Below are 10,313 nucleotides of genomic sequence, written 5' to 3' on the forward strand. Positions count from 1 at the left end.
GTACGAACGACCCTGGAAGTACGAACGACCCTGGAACAGTTCGATCTCGCCCGGAGCCTCTTCGGTACCGGCGAACATCGAGCCCATCATCACGCAGGAAGCACCGGCAACGATGGCCTTGGACAGGTCACCGGAGAAACGGATGCCGCCGTCGGCGATCAACGGCACGCCGGTGCCTTCGAGGGCAGCGGCAACGTTGGCGATGGCACTGATTTGCGGCACGCCGACACCGGCGACGATACGGGTGGTGCAGATCGAGCCAGGGCCGATACCGACCTTGACGGCGTCAGCGCCAGCTTCGGCCAGGGCCTTGGCGGCAGCGCCGGTGGCGATGTTGCCGCCGATCACCTGCACTTCAGGGAAATTCTGCTTGACCCAGCGAACGCGGTCGATCACGCCTTTGGAGTGACCGTGAGCGGTGTCGACCACCACCACGTCAACGCCGGCAGCGACCAGCGCAGCAACGCGATCGCCAGTATCTTTACCGGTACCCACAGCTGCGCCGACGCGCAGACGACCTTGATCGTCCTTGCTGGCCAGCGGATAAGCCTTGGCTTTTTCGATGTCGTTGACGGTCATCATGCCTTTGAGGGCAAATTTGTCGTCGACGATCAGCACGCGCTCGATGCGGTGCTTGTGCAGCAGTTCACGCACATCGTTCTTGTCGGCGCCTTCCTTGACCGTGACCAGACGCTCTTTAGGCGTCATCACTTCACGGACAGTGGCTTCCAGACGGTTCTCGAAACGCACGTCACGGGAGGTGACAATGCCGACCAGGTCGCCATTGTGCAGCACCGGAACGCCGGAGATGTTGTGCATGCGGGTCAGTTCGAACAACTCGCGCACGGTGGCGTCGGCGACGATGGTGATCGGATCCTTGACCACACCGGCTTCGTAACGCTTGACCTTGCGGACTTCGGCAGCTTGCTGCTCGATGGTCATGTTCTTGTGGATGATACCGATACCACCTTCCTGAGCCATGGCGATTGCCAGACGGGCTTCAGTGACGGTGTCCATGGCGGCGGAAACCAGTGGAATATTCAGCTCGATGCCACGGGTAAGGCGGGTCTTGAGACTGACTTCGTTAGGAAGCACCTCGGAATAACCGGGCACTAGGAGAATGTCGTCGAATGTCAGAGCTTCTTGGCTGATACGCAGCATCGCGGGGGCTCCCGAGCGGGAAAATGGAAGCGCGCCATTATAGTCAGACACCCTCTCGGGTTCAATGTAAAACTCTGTCTATTATTGACGCGGTGATCGACGGGGCTTTTAGCACCGAAAACCCTTGTAGGAGCGAGCTCGCTCGCGATGGTCGTTAACGATGACCGGCGCTGTCTGGAAACGAGCGTTGCCTGCACGTCCATCGCGAGCAAGCTCGCTCCTACAGTTCTACCTTGACCCAGCTGACCGGTTGATCCAGCCAATCGGCGAATTCGTCGAGAAAGATCTGCTTGAACCCGGCTTCGGCCCAGTTATTGAAGATGAAACCGAGGTTGGAGAAGCCGCACTCCTGCAGGAACAGAAACCCGTTGATGTCGTCTTCATGCCCGCATTCGGGGCAGGTGAAGTTGTCGGTACGCCCCGGCATCCAGTCTTCCAGGCTTTCGAAGAGGGCTTCGCCGATTTCCTTGCGGCACTCGGCACAGCCCGCCTCTCCAAGAAAACCTTTGGCCGGCGTATAGATGCAGCGCTTGGTGACGATCTCCAGACCATTGACCGCTTCGCCGAACGGCAGCGCCTCCGGGTGCAGGACCACGGCGCGCGCGCCTTCAGCGATGGCGTGGCCCATGCGGTTGCCGGTGCGGCCGCAGGTGGTCAGTTCTTCCTGGATGATGTTCTTGCGCACCAGCCAGCGCACGATCGCCCGGGCCCGGGGCTCGTGCACCGGCAGGGTGGAGATTTTCGGGACGATGATGCTTTGCGAGTTCATGGGTACAGGCCTGAAGCATTGATAAATGACCTGTAGGAGCGAGCCTGCTCGCGATGGTCGTTAACGATAACGCGGGGAGTCTGGGTTCCCCGCGGTGTTCTTGAGTCCATCGCGAGCAGGCTCGCTCCTACAGGTAAAGCAATGGCGCGATGCCTATAGAAGGTATAGGCCCGCCATAGCTGTTTTTACAGTTCGACGACAACCGCCWGCGAAGCACGGGTTGCCTTGGCGCGGGCGGCTTCGATCGACTCGTCGCGCGCCAGGGCCACGCCCATGCGGCGCTGGCCGTTGRCTTCAGGCTTGCCGAACAGGCGCAGCGCGGTATCTGGCTCACTGAGTGCGGCCCCCAGATTGGCGAAAGCGGTCTGGGTCGACTGCCCTTCCACCAGGATCACCGCAGAGGCCGAAGGCCCGAACTGACGGATCAACGGGATCGGCAGACCGAGAATGGCCCGTGCATGCAAGGCGAACTGCGACAAGTCCTGGGAGATCAGCGTGACCAGGCCGGTGTCATGCGGGCGTGGCGAGACTTCGCTGAACCACACCTGGTCGCCCTTGATGAACAACTCCACGCCAAACAGACCACGGCCACCCAAGGCTTCAGTCACCGCTTTGGCAACACGCTCGGATTCAGCCAGGGCAATCGGGCTCATGGCTTGCGGCTGCCAGGACTCCTGATAGTCGCCCTTCTCCTGACGGTGRCCGACCGGCGCGCAGAAGGTGGTGCCGCCGACGTGGCGCACGGTCAGCAGGGTGATTTCGTAGTCGAAATCGATGAAGCCTTCGATGATCACCCGACCTTTACCGGCACGGCCACCTTCCTGGGCGTAGTCCCAGGCTTTCTGCACGTCATCGACGCTGCGCAACAGGCTCTGGCCCTTGCCCGAGGAACTCATGACCGGCTTGACCACGCACGGAAAACCGAGGTCTTCGACGGCTTTGCTGTAGTCCTCGAAGGTGTCGGCGAAGTGATACGGCGAGGTTGGCAGGTCCAGTTCTTCAGCGGCCAGACGACGGATGCCTTCGCGGTTCATGGTCAATTGCGCAGCGCGGGCAGTCGGGATCACGTTGAAACCTTCGGCCTCCAGTTCCACCAGGGTAGCGGTGGCGATGGCTTCGATTTCCGGCACGATGAAGTGCGGCTTCTCGGCTTCGATCACGGCGCGCAGTGCAGCACCATCGAGCATGTTGATCACGTGGCTGCGGTGCGCCACCTGCATCGCCGGCGCGTTGGCGTAACGGTCCACGGCAATCACTTCAACGCCCAGGCGTTGCAGCTCGATCACCACTTCCTTGCCCAACTCGCCACAGCCACACATCAATACGCGGGTCGCGGTCGGCGACAATGGAGTTCCGATACGGGTCATCTGAAGGTCCTCAAGAAGCGGATCATCGAGGGAAGCACGCTTCCCATGGGGAGAAAGCGCGGCATTTTACATGAACTTCAGCCGACGACAGCCTGTTTGCGCAGGCGCCAGGCCATGATCAGCCACACGACGGTGACCCCGGCGAACTTCGAACCCAGGGCGGTGAGGATCACCCCCGGCGTCAGGGCGTCGATCATGCCRAAAAAGATAAWGGTATCGATGGGAATGCTCAGGGCCGAACTTATCCACAGACGGTCGTGCAAGGGGCGTTTGGTGATGCTGAACACCAGCCAGTCGATGCACTCGGAAACCGCGAACGCCGTGGCGCTGGCCAGGGCGATGGACGGATCGGAGGTGATATAGGACAAAACCAGCGCTACCAGCATCGCCGCGAGGGCGCCATGGCCGAAGCGGGTCTGCACCATGTCGCGCAGGATGAACACCAGACCACCCCACGCGGACCAGATGATGTCCAGGTGCGGTGCGGTGGAAAAGGCGAAGTTGATCAGCACGACGCTGCCGATGTAGGCGATCAGGAAGAGCATGGCGTGTACAAGTACCTGTCAATTTTGTGCACAGGGTACTTCAGAGGGGGGAGACGAGCCAATAGAGGTCGGGTGCCTGGGATGGCCTCATCGCGAGCAAGCTCGCTCCCACAATTGATTCATGTCGACCCCACTTTTGTGATCGACACCAAACTAATGTGGGAGCGAGCTTGCTCCGGGCGGCGCTCCGACGATAAAGTGCGAAGCACTTTCTGGGGCCAATTCAGCTATCGGATTTGGAAGGCAGCATCCAGATCAACCCACTGGCCTTGGCCCGCTCATGACACAACCCCAGCACCTTGCGCCGCTCGTCGTTGGTCATGCGGCTCCAGCGGGTAATCTCCTCCACCGTGCGTTGGCAACCGGTGCAGATATCATCGTCGTCCAGCGCACAAATGCTCACGCAGGGCGATGCGACCGGGCGTTCGGTGGCGGTCATTGTTCCTGCTCGGCCAGGTCGCGGGCATAACGCTGCGAGTTGTGCACATAGTGAGCAGCGCTGGCTTCCAGCATCTTGATCTGCGGCCCGGTCAATTCGCGCACCACTTTGCCGGGCGACCCCATGACCAGCGATCCGTCCGGAATCTCCTTGCCTTCGCCAATCAGCGAGTTGGCGCCGATGATGCAGTTTTTGCCGATCTTCGCGCCATTGAGAATCACCGCGTTGATCCCGATCAGGCTGTAGTCGCCGACGGTGCAGCCGTGAAGCATGGCGTTGTGGCCGATGGTCACGCCGGTGCCGATGGTTAGCGGGTAGCCCATGTCGGTGTGCATCACGGTGCCGTCCTGGACGTTGCTGTTCCTGCCGATCAGGATCAACTCGTTGTCACCGCGCAGCACGGCGTTGAACCAGACGTTGGCGCCCTCTTCCAGCTTGACCTTGCCCACCAGCACGGCATTGGGTGCGACCCAGCTCTGTGGATGGGTTTCGACGCGGGCGTCGCCCAGGCGGTATTTCATTGTTGTTTTCCTCAGGGCTCAAGCAGGGCCATTCGAACGATGGCTTCAGGTATTGATAAAGCTTTTGGGAGGCTGGTGCAGGCTGATTTTGGCGTCATACAGCAGGTTGATCAACTCGACGATCATGATCGCCGTCAGCCCCCAGATCTTGTATTCGCCATAGCGATAGCTCGGCACGTACCAGCTGCGGCCCTGATAATCGATGCGATGGGTATGTTCGCGGGGGTCTTTGCGGAAGAACTCCAGAGGCACGCTGAACACCGCGGCGATCTCTGCATCGTTGGCCCGGTATTCGACAAAATCCGGGATCACCCCGACATAGGGTGTGACCTGGATGCCATGCAGGCTGATCAGCGGGCTGAGCGGGCCGATCACCTCGACCAGCCCCGGTGGCAGGCCGATTTCTTCTTCGGCTTCCCGCAGGGCGGTGAAAATCAGGTCCGGGTCTTCAGGGTCACGACGCCCGCCGGGAAAGGCGACTTCGCCGCCATGGGTCGAAAGGCCGCTGGCACGCAGGGTCAACACCAGCTCAGGCTCGTCACTGCGGGTGATGGGCACCAGTACCGCGGCTTCGGGAAAACGACGGTCGGTCTCCAATGTGCTTGGTGTGTGGTTGCTAACCCGATGCAGTAGCTCGTCCAGCATGAGTGTTCTCGATCTGTGCCCTACCCGGCATCATGCACCAATCGCTGCGGTCGCCCAACCCCCGCAACAGCCCATGTCGCGAAACGACAACTTGCCGACAGACACTGCCGCACGCCAAGATAGGCGCAGCATTCAGGAACCCCAGCATGAAATTTTGCAGCCAGTGCGGTAACCCGGTGACCCAGCGCATTCCCGAAGGCGATTCGCGCCTGCGTTTTGTCTGCGACAGCTGTCAGGCCATTCACTACCAGAACCCCAACATCGTCGCCGGTTGCGTGGCGACCTGGGGCACCAAGGTGTTGTTGTGCCGAAGGGCCATCGAGCCACGTCGCGGTTACTGGACCCTGCCCGCCGGTTTCATGGAAAACGGCGAGACCATCGAACAGGCGGCCATTCGCGAAACCGCCGAGGAAGCCTGCGCCCGGGTGCGCAACCTGAGCATCTATACCCTGATCGACGTGCCGCATATCAGCCAGGTACATGTGTTCTTCCGTGCCGAGCTGGCGGACCTGGATTTTTCTGCCGGCCCCGAGAGCCTGGAAGTGCAACTATTCGACGAAGCGGACATTCCATGGGATGAGCTGGCTTTCCGCACGGTGGGTCGTACCTTAGAATGCTTCTTCGCTGACCGGCGGACCGAGGTCTATCCCGTTCGGTCTGAATCGATCCCGCCACTTGCTCAGCCTGCCATTATCTGATGTCATCTCGGCATCACTCAAAGGCGCCGAAAGACCGCCCGAACGCGGCACGAGCCTGCGACAGCTCCTGCAAAAACTTCTATACATAAATAGTCGCGACACCTCTTGGGGAATCGTTTCAATGCGCTGGTTGCTTGCCCTGTTCTGTTTGTCGTTCGTCGCGGTGTCCGAGGCTTCTGCCGTGGAAACCCTGAACGGCAAGGTCATCGAGAAAATCCTGGTTCTCAAGTCTTCCCATCAATTGCAATTGATCAATGACGGCAAGCCGCTCAAGACCTATCGCATTTCCCTGGGCAAGCGCCCCAAGGGGCCGAAGCTGATGGAAGGCGACAAACGCACCCCGGAAGGCTTCTACTGGGTCGACTGGCGCAAGACCAGCGATCGCTTCAACCTGGCGATGCACGTTTCCTACCCGAACATCAGCGACTCGGCCCGCGCCCGTCGTGAAGGCGTCGAGCCCGGCGGCATGATCATGATCCACGGCACCCCGGACAGCGAAGACACCCCGGAAGACCTGTTCCACACCCTGGACTGGACCGACGGCTGCATCGCCATGCGCAACATGGACATGCGCGAAGTCTGGAACCTGGTGCCGGACGGCACGATGATCGAAATCCGCCCGTAATTCCCCACGACCATCGGTCGACATCAAAAAATAAATTCAAAAGATCGCAGCCTGCGGCAGCTCCTACAGAGGTGATACCACTCTGATCTGCAGGAGCTGCCGCAGGCTGCGATCTTTGCTTCTGAATTCCCCTGCGCTAATACCACTTCAAGCCAACCCCTTTCTTTGTTGCCGAAGCAGGCCGGCTTTACTACGCCTTAAGCTCGGCGCGCGCGTTGACATGGTATTCAAGTGGTATTAATTTCGCGCCACAACCGAGCGACAATTCCTACATACGTTTCGGACAATCCATACATGAACGACCTACACGCCCTGCGCCCCGACGACACCCAACCCACGCCGCTGTACCTGCAACTGGCGCGCAATCTGGAGGCCGCGATCCACGCCGGCCAGTGGAAAGCCGAACAGGCCATGCCCTCGGAACGCAATCTGAGCGAGACGCTGGGCATCTCCCGCGTCACTGCACGCAAGGCGCTGGAAGTGTTGTTCGAACAAGGCCTGATCCGCCGCAACCAGGGCTCCGGCACCTTCATCACGCCGCGCCTCGAACAACCGTTGTCGCGCCTTTCCGGCTTCAGTGAAATGCTCCGTCTCAAGGGTTTCGTGCCCGGCTCGCAATGGCTGGAGCGGGAAATCACCCTGCCGACCCACGAAGAGCTGATCCGCCTCGGCCTGTCGCCCAACGACAAGGTCGCGCGCCTCAAACGACTGCGCAAGGCTGACGACACGGTGATGGCCATCGAAATGAGCACCCTGCCCGCCTCGATCATTCCCAAACCGCAAATGGTCGGCGACTCCCTCTACGAATTCCTCGACGGTATCGGCAAGCCAGTTGTCCGCGCCCTGCAGCACATTCAGGCGATCAACGCCTCGGACGAGTTCGCCGCGCTGGTCGGCATCGCCCCCGGCACCGCCATGCTGCTGATGACCCGGGTCGGCTACCTGGAAGACAACACGCCCATCGAAGTCACCGACACCTATTGCCGCAACGACTACTACGACTTTGTTGCAGAGCTTCGTAGATAAAGAGCTTCGAAGATAAAGATCTTCGTAGATAAAGAGCTGCGTCGCTAAAACACCGAGAACCCGACATGTCCGAAGACAACATCCTCACCGCCCACGGCTGGGTTCGCGGCCGACTGGTCCACGAGCACGGCAAGGTCGTGTCCATCGAAGGCGTGCCCTGCGATCCGGCGGACAACGGCCTGCCGTACCTGCTGCCGGGTTTCATCGACCTGCACGTTCACGGCGGCGGCGGCAAAGACATCATGGAAGGTGCGCCCGCTTTCGAAACCATTACCCGAACGCATGTGCGCTTCGGCACAACGTCGCTGCTGGCCACCACCATGACCGCGCCGAGCGAGGAAATTTCCAGCGTACTCAAAGCCGTCGGCGAGTTCTGTGAGCAGCGCCCGCAAGGCAGTGCCCGCGTCCTCGGCGTGCACCTGGAAGGCCCCTACATCAACCCTGGCAAACTCGGCGCGCAACCCAACTTCGCCCACACCGCGCTGATGGCCGAAGTTGAAGACTATCTGGCGCTCGCGCCGATCCGGGTGATCACCATTGCCCCGGAAATCGCCGGTCATGACGCCTTGATTCGCGACCTCAGCAGCCGCGGCGTTCGCATGCAGATCGGCCACACCCTTGGCAGTTACGAGGAAGGCGTGGCCGCGCTGGAGGCTGGCGCCAGCAGTTTCACCCACCTCTACAACGCCATGAGCCCGCTGCATCACCRCGAACCGGGGATCGTCGGCGCGGCGCTGGCCCACGCCAAATACGCGGAACTGATACCCGACTTGCTGCACGTGCACCCCGGCGCCATCCGCGTGGCCCTGCGCTCGATCCCGTGCCTGTATTGCGTCACCGACTCGACCGCCGCCGCCGGCATGCCTGATGGCGAATACAAGCTCGGCAGCCACACCGTGACCAAATGCCTGGGCGGTGTGCGCCTGCCCGACGGCACTCTGGCCGGCAGCACCCTGACCATGGATCAGGCCCTGCGCAACCTGGTGAAGATCGGCCTGCCCATTGCCGAAGCCTCGCAACGCTTGTCGCAATTCCCCGCCGACTACCTCGGCCTCACCGAACGCGGGCGCCTGCAACCGGGGGCCTGGGCCGACTGCGTGCGGCTGGATCGCTCACTGAAACTGACCGCTGTCATGGTCGAAGGAGAAGACATTGACTTCAAAAATGCTTGAAGAGGCGCTGTCCTCGTTCGAGGCCGTGCAGGCCCAGTTGCAAACACTCGACCCGCAGATGATCGAGATCGCCGGGCGCCTGCGCCRCCAGCCGCCGCAAGTGGCCATGACCGTGGCACGCGGCAGCTCCGACCACGCCGCCAGCTACTTCGCCTACCTGACCATGCAACTGCTGGGCATCCCGGTGGCGTCGCTGCCGATGTCGGTGGTGACCATGCAGCAGGCGCCATTGAAGGTCAGCGGCCAGGTGGCATTCGCCTTTTCGCAATCGGGGCAAAGCCCGGACCTGGTCAACAGCCTGCGCCTGTTGCGCAAGCGCGGCGCCCTGAGCATTTCGCTGGTCAACGCCGAAGAATCGCCATTGGAAGCCGCCTGCGAATTCAGCCTGCCATTGTTGGCCGGCACTGAAAGCAGCGTCGCCGCGACCAAGAGTTTTATCGCCACCCTCAGCGCCAGCGCGCGGTTGATCAGCCACTGGAAAGAAGATGCCGAATTGCTCAATGCCGGCCTTGCCTTGCCCGAAGGCCTGCGCGACGCCGCGCAACAGGACTGGAGCCCGGCCATCGATGCCTTGCGCGGTTGTCAGCGGCTGATGGTGATCGGCCGTGGCGCCGGTTTCGCCATCGCCCAGGAAGCGGCGCTCAAGTTCAAGGAGACCTCCGCGATCCAGGCCGAAGCCTTCAGCAGCGCCGAAGTCCGTCATGGTCCGATGGCCTTGATTGGCGACAACTACCCGCTGCTGGTGTTTGCCCCACGGGGCCCCGAACAGGCTGGTTTGTTGAGCCTGGCCACCGACATGCGCCAGCGCGGCGCCCTTGTCCTGCTGGCCGCGCCGGATGACGTGCTTGAACGCGACCTGACCCTGACCCGCGCCGAACACCCGGCCCTCGACCCGATTCTGGCGATCCAGAGTTTCTACGTGATGGCTGCCGGCCTGGCCGTGGCCCGAGGCATGGACCCGGACCAGCCGCGACACCTGAGCAAAGTGACGCGCACACACTAAATCGAATGGCGATTGATTGACCTGTAGGAGCGAGCCTGCTCGCGATGGACGTGAACGATGACGCGTTCTTCCTGAATGTACGCGTTGCTCTCAAGTTCTTCGCGAGCARGCTGAACTGGTCAACTAATTTTGGACACCAGTTACGGTTTTCATGCCGCCAGTTTTTCCATAGCTACCGGTGAACGATAGCCGTTGTAGCTATGGAGCCTGACGTTGTTGTAACGCATCACGTAGCGTTGCACGTCTATGCGGGCTTCATGCTCAGAGTTGTAGCCATCTTCTGGCACCCACTCTGATTTAAGGCTCCCAAAGAAACGCTCCATCGGGGCGTTATCCCAGCAC

13 protein-coding genes are annotated in these 10,313 nt (G+C 61.0%); 5 read left to right on the forward strand and 8 right to left on the reverse strand.

Translation table 11 applies throughout. The annotated features are described in order from the left end of the window. From guaB to ACXRVY_RS09695, 7 genes are all read right to left on the reverse strand, one after another. Nucleotides 1-1,161 (reverse strand): IMP dehydrogenase (gene guaB, locus ACXRVY_RS09665; RefSeq protein ID WP_458237306.1); only part of this gene is annotated, 1,161 nt, incomplete at its 3' end. 220 nt (nucleotides 1,162-1,381) lie between these two features. Beyond that, nucleotides 1,382-1,930: a sugar ABC transporter ATPase gene (locus tag ACXRVY_RS09670; protein WP_223460316.1), complete on the reverse strand. Its 549-nt coding sequence runs from the start codon at nucleotides 1,928-1,930 to the stop codon at nucleotides 1,382-1,384. A gap of 185 nt (nucleotides 1,931-2,115) precedes the next feature. Further along, nucleotides 2,116-3,297 carry a formate-dependent phosphoribosylglycinamide formyltransferase gene (gene purT, locus ACXRVY_RS09675; protein WP_458237307.1) on the reverse strand — a complete coding sequence of 394 codons (1,182 nt, stop codon included), beginning with the start codon at nucleotides 3,295-3,297 and terminating at the stop codon, nucleotides 2,116-2,118. Nucleotides 3,298-3,374: 77 nt separating this feature from the next. After that, a complete protein-coding gene (locus ACXRVY_RS09680; RefSeq protein ID WP_458237308.1) occupies nucleotides 3,375-3,842 on the reverse strand; it encodes a preQ0 transporter in 468 nt (155 codons plus the stop codon). 223 nt (nucleotides 3,843-4,065) lie between these two features. Further along, a complete protein-coding gene (locus ACXRVY_RS09685) occupies nucleotides 4,066-4,281 on the reverse strand; it encodes a DUF1289 domain-containing protein (protein ID WP_223460312.1) in 216 nt (71 codons plus the stop codon). Continuing rightward, nucleotides 4,278-4,802: a gamma carbonic anhydrase family protein gene (locus tag ACXRVY_RS09690; protein ID WP_223460310.1), complete on the reverse strand. Its 525-nt coding sequence runs from the start codon at nucleotides 4,800-4,802 to the stop codon at nucleotides 4,278-4,280. The genes ACXRVY_RS09685 and ACXRVY_RS09690 overlap by 4 nt, the downstream gene beginning before the upstream one ends. Before the next feature lie 45 nt (nucleotides 4,803-4,847). Beyond that, entirely contained in the window at nucleotides 4,848-5,447 is a 600-nt protein-coding gene (locus ACXRVY_RS09695; protein WP_223460308.1) for a CoA pyrophosphatase, read from the reverse strand. A 146-nt stretch (nucleotides 5,448-5,593) separates the two neighbouring features. Between ACXRVY_RS09695 and ACXRVY_RS09700 the strand changes: the two genes are divergently transcribed. The 5 genes from ACXRVY_RS09700 (at nucleotide 5,594) to ACXRVY_RS09720 (ending at nucleotide 9,971) form a co-directional block, all read left to right on the forward strand. Continuing rightward, nucleotides 5,594-6,145, forward strand: coding sequence for an NUDIX hydrolase (locus ACXRVY_RS09700; RefSeq protein ID WP_008016748.1), 552 nt, complete (start codon nucleotides 5,594-5,596; stop codon nucleotides 6,143-6,145). A 121-nt stretch (nucleotides 6,146-6,266) separates the two neighbouring features. Then, the gene (locus tag ACXRVY_RS09705) at nucleotides 6,267-6,770 is read left to right on the forward strand and encodes a L,D-transpeptidase family protein (protein ID WP_223460307.1); all 504 of its coding nucleotides are present in this window, start codon (nucleotides 6,267-6,269) and stop codon (nucleotides 6,768-6,770) included. Nucleotides 6,771-7,064: 294 nt separating this feature from the next. Continuing rightward, the gene (locus tag ACXRVY_RS09710; protein WP_223460305.1) at nucleotides 7,065-7,796 is read left to right on the forward strand and encodes a GntR family transcriptional regulator; all 732 of its coding nucleotides are present in this window, start codon (nucleotides 7,065-7,067) and stop codon (nucleotides 7,794-7,796) included. A 65-nt stretch (nucleotides 7,797-7,861) separates the two neighbouring features. Beyond that, nucleotides 7,862-8,968 carry an N-acetylglucosamine-6-phosphate deacetylase gene (gene nagA / locus ACXRVY_RS09715; protein ID WP_458237309.1) on the forward strand — a complete coding sequence of 369 codons (1,107 nt, stop codon included), beginning with the start codon at nucleotides 7,862-7,864 and terminating at the stop codon, nucleotides 8,966-8,968. Continuing rightward, nucleotides 8,949-9,971 carry an SIS domain-containing protein gene (locus ACXRVY_RS09720; RefSeq protein ID WP_458237310.1) on the forward strand — a complete coding sequence of 341 codons (1,023 nt, stop codon included), beginning with the start codon at nucleotides 8,949-8,951 and terminating at the stop codon, nucleotides 9,969-9,971. The genes nagA and ACXRVY_RS09720 overlap by 20 nt, the downstream gene beginning before the upstream one ends. Before the next feature lie 149 nt (nucleotides 9,972-10,120). On the opposite strand, the gene ACXRVY_RS09725 is transcribed toward ACXRVY_RS09720, so the two are convergent. Further along, a partial coding sequence (locus ACXRVY_RS09725) for an integrase core domain-containing protein (RefSeq protein WP_458237311.1) occupies nucleotides 10,121-10,313 on the reverse strand: 193 nt, incomplete at its 5' end.

The organism is Pseudomonas sp. P5_A2_2, from assembly GCF_054177685.1.